Consider the following 21,606-nt stretch of genomic DNA (forward strand, 5'->3'; position numbering starts at 1 on the left):
TCCAAGGCTCTCAAATGGAACGCTCCACCATCGTCCGGGTGCATGAAGGGCTGCATGCGCGCCCCGCAACCCGTTTCGTCAAGCTCGCCAAGGGGTTCGAGTGTAATATCGAGATCGCAAAGAGCGGCAAAAGTGTGAGCGCGAAAAGCTCCGTCAAACTCATGCTGCTCGGCGTAAAGGAAAATGACGAAGTTACCGTACGCGCCGAAGGTGCCGACGCTATCGAGGCGCTTGAAGCGCTGATCGGCTATCTCGAAAACCCGCGTGCCGGGCTTGAGGAAAGCGATGGCGCGGCTGTTGACGCGGCAACAGAAGCTGCTCCCGTCATTGTCGCGCCGGTTGCAAGTGTTGCGATTACATCGTTGCCGGAAGGGCAGATCAAGGGCGTTGCCGCCAGCGAAGGTCTTTCGCTTGGTGAGGCATTTCCATTTTTCCCTGCCGAAATCACGCCGGGAACCGGCAAGTTGGCAGCAGACGAAATCGGACCGGAAATCAGCCGCTATGAGGCCGCTGTCGCGACCGTTCAGGCGCGGATGGAACATTCGCTCGCGCGCGGTGATCTCGCCGAAAGTGATCGCGGCATCGTTGCCGCTTTGAAGGACATTGCCTCCGACGACAGCCTGCGGGACGAAGCAATTGCACTCATTCGCGGCGGTATGGATGCCGTCTCCGCGACGCTCGGTGCCGCCTCGACGGTCGCCCAGCAGTTTGCAAGCCTCGACGATCCCTATCTGAATGCACGCGCTGATGACGTGCATGCGATCAGCCGCCAGATTTGCCTCGCCTTGCTCGGTCAGGAAGACCTCAACCTCGACGGACTGCCGGATGGTGCGATTCTGATTGCCGAAGACATTGGCGCGTGGGATCTGGCGCGCGCACCGCTGAAGCGCATTCGCGGCGTGGTTTGCGGCCATGGCGGTGCGACCTCGCATGTCGCGATCATCGCGCGCACGCACGGAATCCCGGCAGTGCTGGGATTGGGAGACGCCGTTCATACGTTGAAGACGGCACGCAAGGTCGCGGTCGATGGCAGCGCCGGTATTGTTCATCACGACCCGGATACCACCGTACTGGCTGATATCGAAAGCCGCATTGCAAAGGCCACGGAAGAACAGCGTGCGCTGGACAAGTATCGTGATTACACCCCACGCCGCGCCGATGGCGTGACGATTGAGGTTGCGGCCAATCTTGGCGCTTTGGAGGAAATCGAAGCTGCCCAGACGGCGGGCGCGATGGGCGTCGGCCTTTTCCGCACCGAACTTCTGTTCATGAAGCATATCCATTTGCCGTCTGAAGACATGCAAATGGAAACCTATGCGGCACTTCTGCGGGCTTTCGCACCGCAGTCCGTGATTGTCCGCACGCTCGATATCGGCGGCGACAAGCCTGTCGCTGGCATCGAGTTTCCCGAAGAGGAAAACCCGTTTCTCGGCTGGCGCGGTATCCGCATGTGCCTTGACCGCCCGGAAGTGTTCAAGCCGCAATTACGCGCCCTGCTTCGCGCTGCCGTGCATGGCAATCTGAAAGTCATGTTGCCGATGGTGTCCGATATTGAGGAAATCCGGGCGACAAAGGTGTTGATTGCCGAATGCGAGCGCGAGTTGGCGGCGGAAGGCAAGTCGTATGGCATGTTTGAACTGGGCGTGATGATCGAAACACCGGCAGCGGTTTTTGCCGCCGATCAGCTGGCCAAGGAATCTGCTTTCTTCTCCATCGGCACCAACGATCTGACGCAATATGTGATGGCGGCAGACCGGCTAAACCCGACAGTTGCAAAACTCAATGACGTGCATCATCCAGCCGTGATGGCGGCCATCGAAATGACCGCAAAAGCAGCCACCTCGGCGGGCATCATGGTGGGCATGTGTGGTGAAGCGGCAGGCAAGCCGGATCTGATTCCGGAATTTATCCGCATGGGATTGACCGAGCTCAGCATGAGCCCGGCTTCCATTCCCCGCGCCAAGAAGATCATCGCCGACCTATTTGGCGACTTAAGGTAGATGAGCAATCAGCGTCGCGAAGAGGGTTTCGAGCTTCTTCGCGTCGCGGGTCTCCGCCGCAATCACCAGCCGCTCATACCGTGCTTCCAACACCATGAACACGCTGTCCAGCGGATCGATATCGGCGAGGTCCGCAGGCTTTACAGTCGCCAACCCGCAGGACAGACAAGCGGCGGCAAGACCGATCACTTCCGCCTTGCGCAGATTTTCAGGATCGCACGAGGCTTCCGACGACATCGAGCGAACAGGCTTTTCGTCCAGAGACTCCAGAAACAGCGCGGTCAGCGCCTGGGCAACCGTTTCTGTATCGCGCAGAACGTCCGCATGTTTGCGCAGCAGACGCCCGTGGATCACGGAAAAAGCCGCTTCGTGGATGAGTGCGTTTTCGAGTCCGTAACGGCGCATCGTTCCCTTGAGGAAATAATACATATCGCTACGGAAACCGCGTGCGCCTTCCGCGCCGGTGCCAAAATAGAAGGAAAGGCTGCGCATCTGCGGCGCGCCATGATGTTTGGCCGGTTCGGACGAGATGAACGAAATCGAGATCGCTTCGGCGGCGGTCAGCGCCGTATCCATCACGCCTGCGGCATGGCCCAGAAGCGCTTCCGGTGCAGGCAGGTTGTTTTCGGGCGCACGCGCAGTTTGCCGGGCACGCCTTATCACATAGCGCACGTCGCGCAGACGGTCTTTCAGATTGACAGCGATTTCATCGGAAAGTGTGCGCAGCATGCTGATCCGTCCCTCCTTGCGAGGTCAACAATCGTATCTTAACCGATACAAAAGAAGTATTGTTTTCCTCGTCCCGGAAAAGCAATAGGTTCCATATCACAAAGACGCAAACTGTAAGAATTTTGGGGAATCGATTTGAAAAAGACCGCCAAGGGGAAACGCAGCGCAGCTGAAACCAACGACCTTCTGGTAGGATCCGAAGGCGTTGCAGCGGAAAACCGCACCAGCCGCCTGAGAACCCGTGCGGCGTGGATGTATTACGTCGAGCAGATGACCCAGAGCGATATTGCCGATGCGCTGGGTGTCGGTCGCGTAACCATCGTGCGTCTTCTCGCCGATGCCCGGGCCCGCAACGAGGTGAAGATCACCATCGAAGGCAAGCTCTCCGCATTGACTGCGCTGGAAGCCGCGCTTGAAAAGGCATTCGGACTGGAACAGGCCATTGTCGCGCCCCTGTCTTCTGCCGAGACCGACCCGATTCCCCCGATCAGCGCTGCGACAGGCGCCTATCTGTCGGAAAAAATCCAGCATGGCATGCGCATTGGCGTCGGCTGGGGCCGCACCTTGTCCAGCACCTTGCAGCATATCGGCTCGCGCCCGGTCAATGATTTGAAGGTCATTTCCCTGCTGGGCGGCATTGTGCAGCCACGACGCTCCAACCCTCCGGAGTTTGCCTGGCAGTTCGCGCAGATGTTCCAGGGCGAAGGCTACCTTATCCCCGCGCCTGCCCTTGTGGACAGCAAAGAGACCCGCACCGCGCTTATCGAACGCTGTGGCCTCGATACGGTTCTGGACATGGCCGAAGATCTCGACATGGTGCTTCTCAGCATCGGCGGCATCGAAACAGCCAGCAGCACGTCCTACCGCGTGGGACTCGTGGATGACCAGCAAAAGCTGTCACTGCTCGCCAATGGCGCTGTCGGTGACGTTCTGTTCCACTTCTACGATGCCGATGGCCGTATCGTCGACGATCCTGTCCACGAACGCGTCATGTCCGCCAGTATCGAAAGCTTGCAGAATGCACAGCAACGCATCCTGACATCCGGCGGCAAAGAAAAGATTGAAGCGCTACTCGGCGCGATGAAGCTTCTGCGCCCAACAGTGTTCATCACCGACGAGGAAAGTGCTGCCGAAATGCTTCGTCGCATCGGTCATTCCGTTCAGAACTGAAGCGCGAAATACAGATAATTTAAACAGATGGAGCGCTTTCGTGATCTTACACGAAAGCGCTCTATCCAATTCAGCTAAGGCCTCTGCGGCGAAATTACTTGCGCAGTTCGGCCTCGATTTCGTCCAGAACCTTATCCTTGCCGATACCGGTCAGGAAAGCGAGACCCTTGATCACCCGCTTTTCAACTGAGGCGGAAATCGGCGTCGTCGAGACGATAAAATCGACATTGTCAGCCAGAGACGGCACTTCGGTAGCCTTTGCCTGCTGAGCGTTGAAGGTCAGCCCGCGCTTTTTCATTTCTTCGGTGACGGCAGCATTCACAGCGGTGGATGTTGCCACGCCGGTGCCGCAGGCAAAGAGAATCGTTTTCATTTTGGCCATTGTGTTTCCTCCGGTTAACCGAGCGCGGCTTCCACGTCGCCCAACGTGCGCGCTTTCTTCAAATTCTCGAGCGCGTCTTCATTTTGAATCGTCGCCATAACCTGTTGCAAGGTCTCGATCTGCTTGTCCTTGTCATTGATGGCGAGCAGGAAAACAAACCCGACAGGCACTTCCTCTTCCGGATCTTCCATATTGGAAAAGATGACGGGAGATTTCAGCGTAGCGAAAGCGATGCCCGCTTTCAGGACATGCTCAGGATCGGTATGCGGAACGGCGACGTTTTCTTCGCGCTCCAGCGGCAGACCGGTTGGCATGGTCTGTTCCCGCTTCACGACCGCATCCGCATAGCTTGGCTTTACATAGCCGAGCCGTTCCAGCTTTGCTGCCAGAACACGGATGATCTCCTCATTGGTTTTGGCCTCGCTCTGCAGCTCTATTGCTTCGGGGTCAAGAAAAGCCATCAGGCCGTTCGCCATTCCATCCTCCATTTCAGATAGCCGCATACCTTTTGCGGTATGCGGCCAGTATTGCTTTTACGCCTTACCAGTTGTTCTGCTCGGCTGGCTCGTCTTCTGCACCGGCTGCCCGTTCCCAACCATCGGTGTTGCGACGATAGAGAATGAACAGCACTGCGATGACGACTGCGAGAGCCGCAATGCCGACCACGCCCAACCACTGGATTGCGGCGATGATGACATAAGGCACCCACAGGAAGCCGTCGACAACAGAAGTGATCTGCAGCGCGTTTTCCGGCAGTTTGAAGCCGGACGCGACGGCAGCGCTCGTGAAGAGCGGAGCCAGCGCATTGGCCACATAGAAGCCGATGGCGAGCGTTACCGTACCGACGACAACCATGCGGAACACATTGCCCTTCAACAGCGGCGCAGTCATGGCGACGATGAACGGGATAACCGCGAGATCGGCGAACAGGATGACGCGGTTGCCCGGCAGAATCACCGACAGGATGATCGCAATCGGCACGAGGATCAGCGACGACGAGATTGCAGCCGGGTGGCCGATCAGGATTGCCGAATCGAGACCAACCAGCAGTTCGCGGTCGCCGGTGCGCTTGCGCACAAATTCCTGTGCGGCGTCAGAAACCGGCAGCAGGCCTTCCATCAGGATTTTGACCATGCGCGGCAGAAGCAGCATCACCGCGGCAAGCGTCATGCCGGTGCCGAGCACCTTGGCCAGCACATGGCCAAAATCGCCTGCATTGTAGAAAGCGATCAGACCGAGCACGAGACCGATGATCAGGCCCAGAACCACAGGCTCACCGAAGACACCGAAGCGGCGCTCGATGGTTTCGGTGCTGATGTGGATCTTGTTGATGCCAGGAATGCGATCCATGATCCAGTTGAGCACAATAGCGATCGGCAGAATCTGCGCCGATGCCAGATGTGGTACCGAAACGCCCGGAACGCCGTAGAACTGCTGCACGGCGCGTGCCGACCAGTCAGCGAACAGAAGCGACAGAGCGGCAACAAGAGCGGCAACGATAATGCCATAGGCCAGATTGTCCGTTGCGGCGACGACGAGCGAACCGACAAAGGCAAAGTGCCAGAAGTTCCACACGTCGACATTGAGCGTGCGGGTCCAGCGCATCAAAAGCAGCACGATATTGACCAGTATGCCGACCGGAATCACCCAGAGGCCCACGGACGAACCGAACGCGATGGCGGCAGCCGAAGGCCAGCCCACATCAACGATGTCGCGCTTGATGCCCGTATTGGTAACGATGGCCTGAGCCACCTCGCCGATGGAAGTGAACATCAGCCCCAGCACGAGGTTGATACCGATAAAGGCGACGCCGATGGTGACGGCCGCACGGAAGGCTTTGCCCACCTTTGCGCCAAGAACCACGGCAATAATGAAAATGACGATGGGGAGCAGGACCGTCGCTCCCAACGTATCGATGGCAGATTTCAGGCCGCTTAGAAATGCGTCCATAGTTTTCTCCTCCCCCCAGTCATTCCCAACGAATGCCAGGCCGTTCGAACGCTTGTATCAAGTTCCGCACCGCATGCCCCCACAATGATTTTGTTGTGTTGCATTTTGAAACACCAGGCAGAACATTTGTTTTTTATATCAGACCAATGTTTGTTCACAAGCGCTAAAGCACGGTAAGGAATAACAGGTCCGACGAGTGTGTTGAATGTACACTCGTATTGACTTGGAAACAAATGTTCATTATCGGGTATAGGAAGAGGGGCGCGAAGGCGCCTGGAGGAACATCAGGAGGAAAAGATGGCGACGAATGTGGCGTTGACGGGCTTGGCACGTGATATGCAGGCGCGTGCGGACAGCGGGCGGCCGATCCGTATCGGGCTGATCGGCTCCGGCGAAATGGGCACCGATATTGTGACGCGCGTAGCTCATATGCCCGGCATCGAAATCGGCGCCATTTCCGAACTGCGCGTTCCAAACGCTTTAAAGGCAGTCGACATCGCCTATCAGGAAGAAGGTCACGGCAGGCAAGTTTCGAACGCCTCCGAACTGACCTCGGCGATGGAAGGCGGCAAAGTTGCCGTTACAGACAATGCCAATCTGATCCTCGAAAATGACCTGATCGATGTCGTGATCGACGCCACCGGCGTTCCCGCTGTCGGCGCGGAAATCGGTTTACGCGCCATGGAACATGGCAAGCATCTTGTCATGATGAATGTCGAAGCCGACGTCACCATCGGCGCTTACCTCAAGGCTGAGGCCGACCGTCTGGGCGTTACCTATTCGCTCGGCGCTGGCGACGAGCCGTCTTCCTGCATGGAACTGATCGAATTCGTTTCCGCCATGGGTCACCCCATCGTTGCCGCCGGCAAGGGCAAGAACAATCCGCTCAATATCGACGCCATTCCCGATGACTATCTGGAAGAAGCCAAGCGCCGCAACATGAATGTGCGTATGCTGGTTGAGTTCGTCGATGGCTCCAAGACCATGGTTGAAATGGCTGCCATCGCCAATGCTACCGGTCTCGTGCCCGATAAGCCGGGCATGCATGGCCCTGCCGCAACGCTTGACCAGCTCAACAAAACGCTGATTCCTGAAAAGGATGGCGGCGTGCTGTCGAAGGTCGGTGTGGTGGATTATTCCATCGGCAAGGGTGTTGCACCCGGCGTCTTCGTTGTCGCCGACATGTCGCATCCGCGCGTTTCCGAACGCATGGAAGACCTGAAAATGGGCAAGGGTCCATATTTCACCTTCCACCGCCCATATCACCTGACATCGCTTGAAGTTCCACTGACCTGCGCCCGCGTCGTTCTTTACGGCAAGCCGGATATGGTGCCGCTGGCCAAGCCCGTTGCCGAAGTTTGCGCAGTCGCCAAGAAGGACATGCAGCCGGGCGAAAAGCTCGATGCCATCGGCGAATATTGCTACCGCGCCTGGATCATGACGTCTGGCGAAGCGCGTACTGCGCATGCCATCCCCTGCGGCCTCCTTCAGGGCGGCAGCGTGACGAAGCCGATCAAAAAGGGCGAACTCATCACCTATGATAATGCAGCCGTCGCGCCGGGTTCGAAGATTGCCGAACTGCGCGCCCGCCAGGACAAGCTCGTTTACGGAGCATAAGGAGCCGCACCATGGTTCAAGCCAGAAAGATTGATGCGCAGGCCGCAGATCGCCACAACCTGCCCTTCGCTTTCCGCACCTATTCTCCGGAACAGCTGAAGGAAGCGCTGCACAAAATGTATCTCATCCGCCGCTTTGAAGAAGGCGCGGAAGAAAGTTACACGCGGGGGTTTATTCACGGGACGATGCACCTGTCGATTGGACAGGAAGCAAGCGCCATGGGTTCCTGCCTGCCGCTGACCGAAGATGACATGATCACCTCGACCCATCGCGGACATGGTCATTGCATCGCCAAGGGCGCAGATGTGAAGCGCATGTTTGCCGAGTTTTTCGGCAAGGAAACCGGCTATTGCAAGGGCCGCGGCGGCTCCATGCATATTGCTGACGTTTCCAAGGGCAATCTCGGCGCCAATGGCATCGTCGGCGGCGGTATTCCGATTGCAGTCGGTGCTGCCCTTTCCGCCAAGAAGCAGAAGAACAACAAGGTTGTCGTGTCGTTCTTCGGTGATGGCGCCAACAATGAAGGCGCTTTCCATGAAGCGCTCAACATGGCTTCCGTCTGGAAGCTGCCGGTCGTTTTCGTCTGCGAAAACAATGGCTATGGCATGTCCACTTCAACCAAGCGTTCAACGGCGGTGGCCAATGTCGCGGACCGTGCATCGGCCTACAACATGCCGGGCAAGGTCGTGGATGGCAACAATCTCTCGGACGTGGCTGAGGCCATCAACGAGGCGGTGGAACGTGCGCGGCGCGGTGAAGGCCCTTCGCTGATCGAGAACAAAACCTATCGACTGCGCGGACATTCGAAGAGCGACCGCAACCGCTATCGCACCAAGGAAGAGATCGAGGATTGGGCGAATAATCGCGATCCTATCGCGCATTTCGAGGCTGATCTGAAGGCTTATGGCATGATTGACGACAAGGAGATCGAAGCCATTCGGGCCAATGTCGAGAAGGAAATCGCCGACGCGATTGAATTCGCCAAGAACAGCCCTTCTCCGGACCTCACCAACCTGACCCGCGACGTATATACGGACGAAATCTGATCATGGACACCACAATCCGCGAGTTGAGCTATTCGCAAGCCATTCAGGAAGCCATGGCGATTGCCATGGAGCGCGACGACCGCGTTTTCCTGATGGGCGAGGACATCGGCGTCTATGGCGGCGCGTTTCAGGTAACCGGCGATCTCGTGCATCGCTTCGGTGAAGACCGCGTCATGGACACGCCTATTTCCGAACTGGGCGGCGCTGGCGTCGCCGTTGGCGCAGCGCTGACCGGCATGCGCCCGATCTTCGAATTCCAGTTCTCCGACTTTGCCGCGCTGGCCATGGAACAGATCGTCAATCAGGCCGCAAAAATCCGCTACATGCTGGGTGGCGCGGTTTCCGTGCCGCTGGTCATGCGCTTTCCTGCCGGTTCCGGCACGGGTGCCGCTGCACAGCATAGCCAGAGCCTCGAAGCCTGGCTTGGCCATGTGCCGGGTCTGAAAGTCTTGCAGCCATCCACGCCGCATGACGTCAAGGGCATGCTGCTGGCAGCCGTTGAAGATCCAGATCCGGTCATGATCTTCGAGCACAAGTTGCTCTACAAGATGAAGGGCCCGGTTCCTGAAGGCTACTATACTGTGCCGATCGGCAAGGCCGAAGTGGTGCGCGAAGGCCGCGATCTAACCATCGTCGCGACCGCCATCATGGTGCACAAGGCGCTGGATGCGGCAGCAGAACTGACCAAGGAAGGTATCGACGTCGAAGTCATCGATCTGCGCACCGTGCGCCCGATTGACCGCGACACGATCATCAAGAGCGTCAAGAAAACCTCGAAGCTGCTTTGCGTCTATGAAGCCGTGAAAACGCTCGGCATCGGTGCAGAAATCTCGGCCATCGTGGCTGAAAGCGATGCTTTCGATTATCTCGACGCCCCCATCGTGCGTCTTGGCGGCGCCGAAACACCAATCCCGTACAACCCGGATCTGGAACGCGCGACCGTGCCGCAGGTGCCTGACATCCTCAAGAGCGCCCGCGACCTTGCCAAGGGAGTGCGCTGACCATGGCAGTGGAAGTCATCCTGCCGAAAGTCGACATGGATATGGAGACCGGCCAGATTTCGCGCTGGTACGCCAAGGATGGCGATACCGTCACGAAGGGCCAGCTCCTGTTCGAGATCGAAACGGACAAGGCGGCCATGGAAGTGGACGCCCCGGCCAGCGGCATTCTCGGTGATGTGGCCGCCGCCGAAGGCACTGTCGTGCCAGTCGGTCAGGCCGTTGCCTGGATTTACGAAGAAGGCGAAGAGCGCAAAGCACCACCATCCGTTGGGCTCTCCGCCGATGCGCAGCCTGCTCTCTCGCAGAGCGCGCCTGTGCCGGTTCGGGAGGCTGCACCCCAACCTGTCGAACCGGTCGTTTCTGCCTCCCAAGGCGCTACCGCTCAGGAAACAGCCGTGCGTGCAACGCCGCTTGCACGCCGGCTGGCCCGCGAGGCCGGCATTGATCTGGACGCGATTGCGGGTTCCGGCCCCAAGGGACGCGTGCAGAAAAAGGACGTCGAGGCGAAGATAGGCTCTGCCGCACCGGCACAGCCTTCGGCCCCTGTATCGGCTCCGTTGTCCAAACCCGTTGCGACTTTCTCCGCAGGTTCCGCAACACCGCTTAATGCCGTCTGGTTGCGTGAGGGTGAAGCTGGAAAACTGCCGATTGTCCTGATCCATGGCTTCGCCGCCGACCTCAATTCGTGGCGCGGTCTGCTTGCAGGGGCGACGCTCGGCCATCCGGTTCTGGCGCTTGACCTTCCCGGTCATGGGGCGTCCACGCGCAGCGTGCCGGACAGCATTGATGCGATTGCTGAAGCTGTTGAAGCCACACTTGCCGCCTTTGGCGTGAATGCCTGCCTGCTTGGCGGCCATTCCTTCGGTGGCGGCGTTGCCGCAACTGTTGCCGCACGCAGCATCGTCGATGTGCGCTCGCTGGTGCTGATTTCGTCCGCCGGTCTCGGCCCCGAAATCAATGGCGCCTTCACCAAGGGTCTGATCGCCGCCAAAAGCGAGGCGAGCATTACGCCATGGCTGAAGCTCCTTGTCAGCGACGAAAGCCTGCTTACGCGGCCTTTCATCAATGCCACGGTTGCTCAAGCCGCAGATACTGAACTGCGTGCCGCGCAAAGCGCCATTGCAGAACGGTTCTTCACTGACAGCACCCAGACCTTCAACGTCCGGTCGGCTATCGCCGAGTTGCCGATCCCTGTGCGGCTCATCTTCGGTGCGGAAGATCGGGTCATTCCCGTCAGCCATGCCCATGGCCTGCCCGGAAAAGTTGGGGTGCATATCTTCCAGCGTTGCGGACATATGCCGCAAATCGAGGAGCGTACCGAAGTGTTGCGCATTCTCGCTGAATGCGCCCGCGCCGTCGCGTGACACAACAAAGCCCCGGTTTAACCGGGGCTTTTTACGCTTTAGGCCGTCAGGGCAGATAAGGTCCGCTCGACCAGCCGCGCCATGGAGCGCGTCGAGCCGAAAGGCCAGATATCGCCTCCGAGATGATAAATATGGCCGGCGCTGACTACCGGCAGGACCGACCAGATAGCGCTTTCCGTCAATTCCTTCGGCGTCGCTTCATCCAACAGGCAAAGCCGCGTTTCTGGACCGAGGGCGGCAAGCTCTTCCAGCCCAAACGTTGTAAAGCCAAAGGGCTGCACGCCGCGGTCAACTGCTTCCGAGAAACCAGCCTGCACCAGCGTCTTCATTACCACGGAGTTAGTCGTGAATATTCTCAGGCGCGCGACCCCGGGCAAAGGCTGTGCAATCACCACAGGTAGCGGGCTGGATAGTTTGGCCCGCGCCGCTGACAGACCGTCTTCGAAAGACTGCCATTCGGCCTTGCCTTCCGCCTCGCGCCCCAGAGCGGTTGCGGCAGCGGTGAGATTTGATTTCATATCCTGAAACAGATCGGCGCTATCGGACGCGCCGTCAAGCAGCACCGTTGGCGCAATGGCCTTGAGGCGCTCAGCAATCGCCTTGTGGCGCAGCGCGGATGTCAGGATAAGGTCCGGCTTCAGACGCGTCAGCGCTTCGAGGCTCGGCTGTTGCCGCCCACCGACATCGGTCGCATCGGCAAGCCCATCATTCTCGATATTGACCCACTGGCGATACCCCGCCAGATCGGCGACGCCCAGCGGGCGAATGCCGAGTGAAAGCGCAATTTCCGTTTCCGCCCATTCAAGGGTTACGATCTTGCGCGGCGCTTCAGCCCGAACAGAAGACGTAAGGGCGGCCAAAGCCGCCCCCACAAGAAATTCACGTCGTGAGAAACTCACTACCATTTCACACTCGTTGTCGCCACGATGGAGCGACCCTGCCCGTAATAGCACTGGCTGGTCGAATTACAGCCCGCCACATATTTCTTGTCGCCGAGATTATAGGCATTCACCTGAAGGCGATAGTTGCCAAGATCATAGCGCAGGAAGGCATCAACCAGCGTGTAGGACGGCACGAAGAACGTATTCAGCGTATCGCCAGCGGTCTTGCCGATGCGGCGCACACCGCCGCCGAGGACGAGATCGCCCTTGAGGCTGTCCGGCAACGGCACGTTATAGCTGACGAACAGCGACTGCTGATCCTTCGGTACCGTGTAAGGCTGTTTGCCAACCTGGGCCGGGGTCTGGCTTTCGCTGACTTCCGGGTCCTGGAAGCTCATGGCAGCCGTCAGGTTCAGGCGATCCCACAATTGGGCCGTGCCTTCCAGCTCGACGCCGCGCACCCGCACTTCGTCCGTCTGATAATAGACGCCGGAAATACGATTGACGACATTCTGCTGCTCAGCCTCGAAAGCCGAAAGCGTTACGCTGTAATTCGCGCCTTCCGGGGCGTATTTGATGCCTACTTCTTTCAACGTGCCAGTGGTCGGCTTGAGCGGCGTATCCGCCAGCGTCAGCGTCGGCAGGAAGGACGTCGAATAAAGCGCGTAAGGCACAAAGCCACTGTCGAACACATAGGCTACGCCCGCACGGCCCGTGAACTTTTCCGGATCCTGCTCGTAGTCGACGGTGCGGCCCGACGAGAGTGTCGTCTGCTCGGAATCAACCTTCACAAAGTCTTTGCGACCGCCAAGCGTCACGCGCAGATTGCCAGCCTCGATCTGATCCTGCACATAAATGCCGGTCTGATACTGGTTTTGAAGAAGGCGCGTCGTGGCCTTAACGGGCGTCAGCGGCTGATTGAAGGTCGGGTTGAACAGGTCCTGCGACGGACCGGTCGCCGAACCGGTATAATTGTCGAGACGCTGCCATTGCTGATCGACGCCGACCAGCAAAGTGTGCTCCAGCGGACCTGTATCGAAGCGCGATTCAAGCTGCGTGTCGAAGGCGATGGCATCAAGTTCCGGCTGTGCCAGATAATTGGTGCGCGGCAGCGTTCTACCGTCCCAGCCACTGGTTGGCAGCACGCCTGCAAACAGATTGCGGTAATCGGTCTTCAGATGTGAATAGCGGAAGTTCTGGCGCAGCGTGAACGTATTGTTGAAACGATGCTCGAACTGATAACCGACATAGCCGATTTCCTTTTTATAAGTCGCGCTGCGCGGATCACCATCGGTGAAATCGCGCGGAATGCTCTGGCCGGTCGGGTTCGGCAGCACGCTGCCATAAGCCGGAACGATCACACCAGCCTGCCCCAGATCATCCTTGAGATAGCCACCGGAAACAATCAGGCTGGTATCGGCATCCGGACGCCAGGCGAAGCTTGGATTGATAGCAATACGGTTGTTCTTGCCCAGATCGTAGGACGTATCGGCATCGCGGATCATGCCGTTCAGGCGATAGGTGAAACGCGGATCGTTGTTGATCGGGCCGGTCAGATCGAAGCCGAACTCCTTGCGCTGAAAACTGCCTCCGCGCAGATAGGCTTCATTGGACGCTTCGGCCTGTGGCTGCTTGCTGACCATGTTGACGATGCCGCCGACATTGCTCTGACCGAACAACGCTGAACTTGGACCACGCAGAACTTCCACGCTTTCGAGCGAATAAGGTTCGACCACAAAGCCCGAATAGCCGCCGGTCTGGTTGGCGATCTGTGGGATGCGGATGCCGTCGAGATAGAGATCGGCCGGAAAGCCGCGAATGGTATAGTAATCCGAGCGCACATCCGCGCCATAACGCTGACCGTTCACATTAGCGCTGTAAAGCAGCGCTTCACTCACCGACGAAACAGCGCGATCATTCATGTTGTCGCGCGTGACAACGGAGATCGACTGCGGTGTTTCACGGATTGGCGTATCGCTCTTTGTGGCTGCGCGGCTATATTCGGCAATGTAGCCCTTGACCGGGACGCGAGGCCCTTTGTCACCGGAAGTTTGCACTTCGATGGTGTTAAGCTGAATGACGCCCGTATCCTGCGCCATCGCCGGAACAGCGACGGCGCCAAGCGCCACGCTTCCAAGAAGCACGGTTTTGAGCAGCGATCCGGCGTGCCCGCTGTTGTGAATGCGATCTGTGTTGCGCACGGTGTCCCTGCTCGTCTTCAACCCTGTTCTCCTGCCGTTTTCTGCAAAACGGCTACTGCCCGCGGCCCGTCAAAGCAGCGGCTATAGCGATTATTTTTTATTGTTGCGCAAGTCCAGAATTCAGAATAATTCTAATTTACTCACACATATCAATGCGTTGCGCGAGCGAATATATTCGGGACCGTTTGGTGAGTCAGGCCAATCTGAGTTGCATTCGGGTCAAAATTTTGCAATTCCATTTAAATATGACAATTTCAGTCAAATTGGGCCAAAATGGAAATTCGCACGCGACCGAAACACGCCATCGACTATCAGGACATTGCACGCCCTTTGGCGGTGATGCGGCGCGACTATAAGAAGAGCGCTTCGTCCGGCTGGCATAGTCACCGGCGCGGCGAACTTCTCTATAGCAATAGTGGCTATATGACGGCGCAGACAGAAGATGGCGCTTTCATGCTGCCCAGCGGCTATGCCGTGCTTCTGCCGCCCGATGTGCCGCACACTGTCGACATTTATGGCGAAGTGGAAATGCACGCCGTCTTTATCGAAGAATCGGTATTGCGAGAGCACTGGGAGCCGACGCGCGTTCTGAAAGTTTCTCCCCTGTTGGACGCCAGCGTGCAGGCTCTGGCCGAGGAACCGGTGCTTTATGATGAAAACGGACGCGGCCAGCATCTCACAGCACTTATTCTGGATGAGGTTCGCTCCGCGCAGGAGCAGCCCTATGTCGTCTCGCTCCCGACCGACAAGCAATTGCGCAAGCTTTGCCGCAGCCTTCTCGACAATCCGGGTCTCGACCTCACCATCGACGATTGGGCGGATGAAGTCGGCATGAGCCGTCGCACCATGACACGCAAATTCCGTCTCCAGACGGGCATGAGCTTTGTCGAATGGCGGCAGCGTCTGCGTGTATCCCATGTGATGCGCAAACGCGCAGAAGGCATGCCGCTTGCCATTGCCAGCGTTGAAGCGGGTTATCAGAGCGTTTCCACTCTGAAAAAGACGATGAAACGATTGGGCGGCCAATAGTGATATGGTTGACTGGTAGCGCGATTATATCCGCCGTACAGGCAAATTGATTTCAGCTGCCGCGAATAGTCCCAAATGCAAGATCAGACTGAGGCCGTTAAACGATATGGAGAAACGGCATGAGAGTGTCGGTACTTTCTTTAGCTGCGGCACTGGCCGCGTTCGCCTTTAATGCCGAAGCCAACCCCGTTGGCAATCTGCAAGCAACAGTGCAATCAGGACTGGTGCAAAAGGCCGATTACCGCTGCGGCCGAGGCTGGCGCATGACCTATGACGGCGTTTGCGTTCCCGGTTATCGCCGCCCACCACCACCTCCTCCGGGTTGGGGTTGGGGACCGCCGCCTCCACCACGCTGGGGCTGGGGTCCGCCGCCAAGAGACTGGCGTCGTCATCATTGGCGCGACGAATATCGGGACCGTCCACCGCGTCACAGACCGCGCCCTTACTGGGACTGATTTCAAGCTATTGGATCGGGCGGCCAAGGCCGCCCTTTCCTTTGTCAACGCTTCGTCGATTCTTCTGCACGCCGTATGAGTTCACCGCCAAACCCCATTGATATCGCAGCGAAAATCGTGACTGAAATTTTTTGATTTACGTACCTCATTTTTGCTCCTATGGTTTGTGTAGAGGAGCAGGAATGAAACCCACCGTTCATGACATAGCGCGCACTGCGGGCGTCAGCCTTGCCACGGTTGATCGCGTTTTGAACGACCGTCCCGGCGTCCGGTCCAAAACCCGCGAGCGGGTGACGGATGCCATGAATACGCTTGGCTATGTCCGCGACGTGGGCGCTGCCAATCTGGCGCGCAGCCGACTTTATCAGTTCGACTTCATTGTGCCCGACAATGACAACACTTTCATGCTGAGCCTCCGCGACGAGATCGTCATTGCGACCGAACGCGCGATGGCTGAGCGTGTCTCGATCAATCTCATACTGGTTCCCGCATTTGATGAGATTGCGCTGGTCGCCGCTCTTGATGCCAGCGCCCTTCGCAAGCCGGATGGCGTGGCTTTCGTCGCGCTCGACACCGACCCGGTTCGGGCTGCCTGCGACCGGCTGCGCACAAGCGGTGTGCATGCTGTGACGCTGGTTTCCGATCTCGGCCACTCAACGCGTGAACATTATATCGGCGTGGACAATGCAGCCGCGGGGCGCACTGCGGCCCGTCTTCTCGGTCTTTTTGCAAATGGTACCGAGGGCGTGATTGCCATCTTGACCGGCTCGTTGAAAGTGCGCGATCACCTCGAACGTTTCGATGGTTTCACCTCCGCCATGCGAGGCGACTTTCCCGGGCGTGCCATCCTCCCCGCGCTTGAAGGCCTCGATGAAGATGCGCGGGTGGAGAATCTAGTGCGTACCCTACTGCGCGAACGCAACGATATTGCGGGCATTTACAGCCTCGGCGCAGGCAATGGCGGCCTGCTTCGCGCACTCGCCAACCACGACGGGAAGCGCCCTCTGGTGATCGCCCATGAGCGCGATGACGCGACCTCTCAGGCGCTTGAACAAGGGTTGGTGCATGGTGTTCTGGCACAGGATGCCGGACATGAAATCCGCAGCGCCATTCGTATCCTGAAAGCCTCAGCAGACCGGCTGCCGATCATTGCGGGGCAGGAACATATTCGTATCGAAATCTTTCTCAAAGATAACCTGCCGCAGTTCTGCTGAACCGCCGGCCATTATGAATTCCCGACAGGAGCTCCCATGTATCTCGGCCTCGATCTTGGAACATCCGGCGTAAAAGCGCTTCTGATCGACGACAGTCAGCGGGTTGTCGGCTCGGCGCATGGCGAACTGGACGTGTCTCGCCCGCATGCAGGCTGGAGCGAACAGAATCCCGCCCAATGGATCAGCGCCACTGAAACCGCAATCGACGCCCTGCGACGCGCATATCCGAAAGAATTCGCAGCAGTCAAAGGCATCGGCCTTTCTGGCCAGATGCATGGGGCAACATTGCTGGACGAGGCGGATCGGGTGCTGCGCCCCTGCATACTCTGGAACGACACGCGCAGCTATCGCGAGGCCGCCGAGCTTGATGCCGATCCGGCCTTCCGCGCGATCACTGGCAATATCGTCTTTCCGGGCTTTACCGCGCCAAAACTGGTCTGGGTTGCCCGCAACGAACCAGAAACTTTCGCCAAGACGCGCAAGATCCTGTTGCCAAAAGATTATTTGCGCCTCTGGCTAACTGGCGAACATGTATCGGACATGTCGGATTCAGCCGGAACAAGCTGGCTAGACACCGGTGGCCGTCACTGGTCGTCCGAATTGCTTGCAAAGACCGGACTGACCGAAAGCCACATGCCGCGGCTTGCGGAAGGCAGCGACGCAACCGGGCAGCTGCGTGCCGAACTGGCGGCGCGCTGGGGTGTCGAAGGTCGCCCCGTCGTTGCTGGCGGTGCGGGAGATAACGCCGCTTCGGCTTGCGGCATGGGAACGGTAAAGCCCGGTCATGCTTTCGTGTCGCTTGGCACATCCGGCGTTTTGTTTGCCGCCAATGGCGCTTATCAGCCAAAGCCGGAAAGCGCTGTCCATGCCTTTTGCCACGCGCTGCCGAGCACATGGCACCAGATGGGCGTCATCCTCTCGGCAGCAAGTGCGCTTGACTGGTTCGCGCGCGTTGTCGGCGCGACGCCACATGTTCTTGATCAGGAACTGGGCGACACAGTCAAGGCACCCGGTAGCGTGACCTTCCTGCCCTATCTGTCGGGCGAGCGCACGCCTTACAATGATGCGAAAATTCGCGGCAGCTTTAACGGGCTGGAACATGAAACAGACCGAAATGCCATGACACAGGCCGTTCTGGAAGGTGTAACCTTCGCCATTCGCGACAGTCTCGTCGCGCTCCAATCGGCAGGCACCGAAATCCATTCGCTGATCGCGGTCGGCGGCGGCTCCCGCTCCGCCTATTGGCTGAAATCCATTGCAACGGCGCTGAACACGCCAATTTCGCTGCCGGAAGAAGGCGACTTTGGCGCGGCCTTCGGCGCGGCGCGTCTGGGGCTGATCGCGGCCAGCGGGGCCGATCCGTTTGCGGTTTGCACGCCGCCGCGCACAGCGCGCACTGTCGAGCCCGAACAGGCGCTTCTCTCCGCTTATGACGAAGCCTATCAGCGCTATCGCGCGCTCTACCCGGCCCTGCATTCGTTGGCTGGCTAGAACTCTATATCGAGACAAAATGGGAGGATGACTATGGGAACCGGATTTTTCGGTGACATTGAGAAAGTGCGTTTTGAAGGTCCAGACAGCGACAATCCGCTGGCATTTCGTCACTATAATCCTGACGAAATTGTGCTTGGAAAACGCATGGAAGATCACCTGCGTTTCGCGGTTGCCTATTGGCACACATTCGCCTGGGAAGGTGGCGATCCGTTTGGCGGGCGCACCTTTGAACGGCCCTGGTATTCGAACGATATGGAAGCGGCAAAACTCAAGGCTGATGTCGCCTTCGAGTTCTTTTCCCTGCTTGGCGCACCATTCTACTGCTTTCACGATGCCGATGTGCGCCCTGAAGGCAAGAACTTCGCGGAGAACACCAGAAATCTCAATGAAATAGTTGATATTTTTGAGAAAAAGCAGGCCGAGACCGGAATAAATCTGCTCTGGGGAACTGCCAATCTCTTTTCGCATCGCCGCTATATGGCCGGCGCGGCGACCAATCCCGACCCGGAAGCTTTTGCCTTTGCTGCAGCTACGGTCAAGACGTGCATCGACGCCACAATGAGACTTGGCGGCCAGAACTATGTGCTCTGGGGCGGTCGTGAAGGGTACGAAACCCTGCTCAATACCGATCTGTCGCGCGAACTCGACCATATGGGACGTTTCCTCAATCTGGTTGTCGAGTACAAGCACAAGATCGGTTTCAAGGGTACGATCCTGATCGAGCCGAAGCCGCAGGAACCAACCAAGCATCAGTATGATTACGATGTCGCGACTGTTTACGGTTTTCTGAAACGCTATGGTCTCGAAAACGAAGTGAAGCTGAACATCGAACAGGGCCATGCCATTCTTGCCGGACACTCGTTCGAGCATGAGCTGGCGCTGGCGCGCACGCTCGGTATTCTCGGCTCCATCGACATGAACCGCAATGATTACCAATCCGGCTGGGACACCGACCAGTTTCCCAACAATGTGCCGGAAATGGCGCTCGCCTATTATCAGGTGCTGCTGGGTGGTGGTTTCAAAACGGGCGGCACCAATTTCGACGCCAAGCTACGCCGTCAGTCGCTGGACCCGCAAGACTTGCTGATCGGACATATTGGCGGCATGGATTGTTGCGCGCGCGGACTGAAGGCAGCTGCGCACATGCTTGAGGACGGCGCGCTCTCAACGCCGCTGGAAGAACGCTACGCCGGTTGGAACGGCGACTTCGGCAAGAAGCTGTTGAGCGACATGTCTCTGGAACAGATAACAGCCGCCGTTGAAGGGCAGGATATCAATCCGCGTCCGAAATCCGGTCGTCAGGAATATCTGGAGAACGTGGTCAATCGGTACGTCTGACCCGATAGAACCAAACAATACCCCGCCCTCCGGCGGGGTATTGGATCTAGTTCAACGCCACGCTATGCGGCGTGCGACAGGCAGCAAAGCGGTCGAGCTTCTGATCGTAAACCGTTGTCTTTATTTGCATCATACCAAGCACGGTATGAAACAGATTGTCATGCGACGATGGTTCAGCAATCGTCTTCTTCAAGCAATCGAGGTCGACCCCCGTATCCGACGCATATTCCGGCGCAAACCACGTGATGAATGGCACATGGGTCTGCTGCGATGGCGCAATGAAGTAGGGCGCGGCATGGAGATAGAGGCCATCTTCTCCAAGAGACTCACCATGGTCGGACATGTAGATCATCGACGAAGCGAACTTGTCTTCATGCGCTTTCAGCAGATCGATGACTTCGGACAGGATGTGATCCGTATACAGGATCGAATTGTCATAGGCATTGACGATCGCTTCATGCGAGCACTTGGCAAAGTCGTTTGAGCGGCAATCGGGTTTGAACTTCGCAAATTCTTCCGGGTAGCGGCGGTAATAGGCCGGTCCATGGCTGCCCGTCATATGCAGGACAATGGTGGCGTTGCCGGTAAGGTCGTTCAATTCCTTGCCCAGACTATCGACCAGAATCTGGTCGATACATTCGCCGCCATCGCAATAGCGGGTGTCTTTGGCATTTTGCAGATCTATCAGCTTGATACGTTCGGCAACGCCTTTGCTGCCGGTATTGTTTTCATACCATGACACCTGCACGCCCGCATGTTGCAGCACGTCCATCAGATTTTCCGACCCACGGAACTTCGTATTGGAAAACTCCTCGCGCGTAAAAGGCGAGAACATGCAGGGCACCGAAACCGATGTTTCCGTCCCACAGCTCGTCGTGTCGGTGAACGCAACGACATCGCGCTGCTTCAACTCCGGATTGGTTTCCCGCGAATAACCGTTGAGGCTGAAATTCTGAGCGCGCGCAGTTTCGCCGACGACCACAACCGTCAGCAGCTTTTTGCCGGCTGGAAGCTGCGTAACCTCTTGCTTGGCGTCCAGTCCAAGCGGCTCCATCGGTATGTCCCGGTTCTTGATCGTATGCGCCACATATTGAACCGTGCTGGTGATCGGCGTTCCCGGCATCAGCTTCTGCATGATGTCGGCATCATGCTCGCGAAACATCGACGAATAGGCTGCATAGTTCGCGCCCAATATGGCAATCGACGCCGCGAGGCAGGCGAAAATTATACCGGTATTCACCGCCACCTTGCCCAGCAAGGGCCGATGTCTGATCCGCACCCAGATAATCAGCAAGGACGGCACAACGCCGAACAGCAACATGTGCCAAACGAAGCTCGGCGTCAGCAGCGCGCCGGACTCGGCTTGCGTGGTCGTCAGCGCGGCCTCGACCACATATTTGTCAATGATCGTCCCGAATGTATCGGTGAAATAGGAGCCGCCGGCAGCGATCAGGACAAACAGGATCAGGATCGGCTTGATGACATATTTCGCCGAAAAGATCAGAAGCAGCGCGGTATGCAGCAGCAGAAGTGCGACCGCTATGCCAGCCAGTTTCCATGGCGCATCGGCGTAATAAGCACCAATTGCGTGCCAGAATGAAGCATTGGTGAAGATGAAAACGTAGAGCACCGTCAGAAGGCACAATGGGCCGCTGGCGATTGTGGGACGGAATTTTTGCATGGCGTATGTCTCAAGCGGCTCTGTGCGAGACCTGCCGCAAAGCGGGCAGATCAA

The 21,606-nt window shown here is 57.8% G+C and carries 18 protein-coding genes; 11 read left to right on the forward strand and 7 right to left on the reverse strand.

Annotated elements, in window-relative coordinates; genetic code table 11:
* The first annotated feature begins 14 nt into the window (after nucleotides 1-14).
* The gene (gene ptsP, locus FHW03_RS10710) at nucleotides 15-2,000 is read left to right on the forward strand and encodes a phosphoenolpyruvate--protein phosphotransferase (protein WP_182520839.1); all 1,986 of its coding nucleotides are present in this window, start codon (nucleotides 15-17) and stop codon (nucleotides 1,998-2,000) included.
* Here ptsP and FHW03_RS10715 read toward each other — a convergent pair.
* Nucleotides 1,992-2,729 carry a hypothetical protein gene (locus tag FHW03_RS10715; RefSeq protein ID WP_182520616.1) on the reverse strand — a complete coding sequence of 246 codons (738 nt, stop codon included), beginning with the start codon at nucleotides 2,727-2,729 and terminating at the stop codon, nucleotides 1,992-1,994. The two genes, ptsP and FHW03_RS10715, sit on opposite strands and share 9 nt — an antisense overlap.
* Nucleotides 2,730-2,864: 135 nt before the next feature.
* Between FHW03_RS10715 and FHW03_RS10720 the strand changes: the two genes are divergently transcribed.
* Nucleotides 2,865-3,899: a sugar-binding transcriptional regulator gene (locus FHW03_RS10720; protein WP_182520617.1), complete on the forward strand. Its 1,035-nt coding sequence runs from the start codon at nucleotides 2,865-2,867 to the stop codon at nucleotides 3,897-3,899.
* 94 nt (nucleotides 3,900-3,993) lie between these two features.
* Here FHW03_RS10720 and FHW03_RS10725 read toward each other — a convergent pair whose 3' ends face one another.
* The 3 genes from FHW03_RS10725 to FHW03_RS10735 all read right to left on the reverse strand — a co-directional run bounded on the left by FHW03_RS10725 (nucleotide 3,994) and on the right by FHW03_RS10735 (nucleotide 6,231).
* A complete protein-coding gene (locus FHW03_RS10725; protein WP_151589104.1) occupies nucleotides 3,994-4,281 on the reverse strand; it encodes a PTS sugar transporter subunit IIB in 288 nt (95 codons plus the stop codon).
* A gap of 14 nt (nucleotides 4,282-4,295) precedes the next feature.
* Nucleotides 4,296-4,757 carry a PTS sugar transporter subunit IIA gene (locus FHW03_RS10730; protein ID WP_182520618.1) on the reverse strand — a complete coding sequence of 154 codons (462 nt, stop codon included), beginning with the start codon at nucleotides 4,755-4,757 and terminating at the stop codon, nucleotides 4,296-4,298.
* A 64-nt stretch (nucleotides 4,758-4,821) separates the two neighbouring features.
* On the reverse strand, nucleotides 4,822-6,231 hold the full coding sequence (locus tag FHW03_RS10735) for a PTS galactitol transporter subunit IIC (protein WP_078340330.1): 1,410 nt from the start codon (nucleotides 6,229-6,231) through the stop codon (nucleotides 4,822-4,824).
* 297 nt (nucleotides 6,232-6,528) lie between these two features.
* On the opposite strand from FHW03_RS10735, the gene FHW03_RS10740 reads away from it, so the two are divergent.
* Genes FHW03_RS10740 through FHW03_RS10755 form a run of 4 tightly spaced genes read left to right on the forward strand, consistent with a single transcriptional unit; the run spans nucleotide 6,529 to nucleotide 11,259 of the window.
* Nucleotides 6,529-7,848: an NAD(P)H-dependent oxidoreductase gene (locus FHW03_RS10740; RefSeq protein WP_151589101.1), complete on the forward strand. Its 1,320-nt coding sequence runs from the start codon at nucleotides 6,529-6,531 to the stop codon at nucleotides 7,846-7,848.
* 11 nt (nucleotides 7,849-7,859) lie between these two features.
* A complete protein-coding gene (locus FHW03_RS10745; RefSeq protein WP_182520619.1) occupies nucleotides 7,860-8,894 on the forward strand; it encodes a thiamine pyrophosphate-dependent dehydrogenase E1 component subunit alpha in 1,035 nt (344 codons plus the stop codon).
* Between the two features lie 2 nt (nucleotides 8,895-8,896).
* Entirely contained in the window at nucleotides 8,897-9,895 is a 999-nt protein-coding gene (locus tag FHW03_RS10750) for an alpha-ketoacid dehydrogenase subunit beta (RefSeq protein WP_182520620.1), read from the forward strand.
* A gap of 2 nt (nucleotides 9,896-9,897) precedes the next feature.
* Nucleotides 9,898-11,259, forward strand: a complete 1,362-nt coding sequence (locus tag FHW03_RS10755) for an acetoin dehydrogenase dihydrolipoyllysine-residue acetyltransferase subunit (protein ID WP_182520621.1) — start codon at nucleotides 9,898-9,900, stop codon at nucleotides 11,257-11,259.
* Between the two features lie 38 nt (nucleotides 11,260-11,297).
* Here FHW03_RS10755 and FHW03_RS10760 read toward each other — a convergent pair whose 3' ends face one another.
* Nucleotides 11,298-12,164 (reverse strand): iron-siderophore ABC transporter substrate-binding protein, encoded by an 867-nt coding sequence (locus FHW03_RS10760; protein WP_182520622.1) that lies wholly within the window; start codon nucleotides 12,162-12,164, stop codon nucleotides 11,298-11,300.
* Nucleotides 12,158-14,362, reverse strand: coding sequence for a TonB-dependent siderophore receptor (locus FHW03_RS10765; RefSeq protein WP_377514591.1), 2,205 nt, complete (start codon nucleotides 14,360-14,362; stop codon nucleotides 12,158-12,160). Before FHW03_RS10765 ends, FHW03_RS10760 begins: the two co-directional genes overlap by 7 nt.
* A 252-nt stretch (nucleotides 14,363-14,614) precedes the next feature.
* Between FHW03_RS10765 and FHW03_RS10770 the strand changes: the two genes are divergently transcribed.
* From FHW03_RS10770 to xylA, 5 genes are all read left to right on the forward strand, one after another.
* Nucleotides 14,615-15,370 (forward strand): helix-turn-helix domain-containing protein, encoded by a 756-nt coding sequence (locus tag FHW03_RS10770; RefSeq protein WP_182520623.1) that lies wholly within the window; start codon nucleotides 14,615-14,617, stop codon nucleotides 15,368-15,370.
* A 119-nt stretch (nucleotides 15,371-15,489) separates the two neighbouring features.
* Nucleotides 15,490-15,825, forward strand: a complete 336-nt coding sequence (locus FHW03_RS10775) for a hypothetical protein (protein WP_182520624.1) — start codon at nucleotides 15,490-15,492, stop codon at nucleotides 15,823-15,825.
* 182 nt (nucleotides 15,826-16,007) lie between these two features.
* Complete coding sequence (locus FHW03_RS10780) at nucleotides 16,008-17,039, forward strand: LacI family DNA-binding transcriptional regulator (protein WP_182520625.1); 1,032 nt, start codon at nucleotides 16,008-16,010, stop codon at nucleotides 17,037-17,039.
* A gap of 36 nt (nucleotides 17,040-17,075) precedes the next feature.
* Entirely contained in the window at nucleotides 17,076-18,530 is a 1,455-nt protein-coding gene (gene xylB, locus FHW03_RS10785) for a xylulokinase (RefSeq protein WP_182520626.1), read from the forward strand.
* Nucleotides 18,531-18,563: 33 nt separating this feature from the next.
* Nucleotides 18,564-19,871 carry a xylose isomerase gene (gene xylA / locus FHW03_RS10790; protein WP_182520627.1) on the forward strand — a complete coding sequence of 436 codons (1,308 nt, stop codon included), beginning with the start codon at nucleotides 18,564-18,566 and terminating at the stop codon, nucleotides 19,869-19,871.
* A 46-nt stretch (nucleotides 19,872-19,917) separates the two neighbouring features.
* Here xylA and FHW03_RS10795 read toward each other — a convergent pair whose 3' ends face one another.
* Nucleotides 19,918-21,552, reverse strand: a complete 1,635-nt coding sequence (locus FHW03_RS10795; RefSeq protein WP_182520628.1) for a phosphoethanolamine--lipid A transferase — start codon at nucleotides 21,550-21,552, stop codon at nucleotides 19,918-19,920.
* Between the last annotated feature and the right edge of the window lie 54 nt (nucleotides 21,553-21,606).

The organism is Ochrobactrum sp. RH2CCR150, assembly GCA_014138095.1.
Classification (GTDB): Bacteria; Pseudomonadota; Alphaproteobacteria; order Rhizobiales; family Rhizobiaceae; genus Brucella; species Brucella gambitense.